Consider the following 266-nt stretch of genomic DNA (forward strand, 5'->3'; position numbering starts at 1 on the left):
ATTTTATCCATTACATTTCGTGAAAGATAGCTATTCCCATATTCATCTTCAGTTTTTTGTGAAAGGTATTTAAAAAGAGATTTTAAAGCCGAAAAGGTCCTGTTAATTGCTTTGATTTCAATACCTTCACCCTTAAGGTACATATGAAATCGATTCACTTCATTTAAAGGTAGGCTTTCTAACAATTCAATTGGAATTTCATGTATTTCAGTTGCGACATTTCCATTTATGACCGCTATTCGTTTCTCAATCATCCATTTAAAAAA

1 pseudogene is annotated in these 266 nt (G+C 30.8%); it reads right to left on the minus strand.

Annotation, left to right across the window (positions count from 1 at the left end):
• Positions 1–266: pseudogene (locus tag FOT98_RS32825) on the minus strand (tyrosine recombinase XerS); the annotation flags it as partial.

It is taken from the genome of Bacillus sp. HY001 (assembly GCF_007558965.1).
Classification (GTDB): domain Bacteria; phylum Bacillota; class Bacilli; order Bacillales; family Bacillaceae_G; genus Bacillus_A; species Bacillus_A mobilis.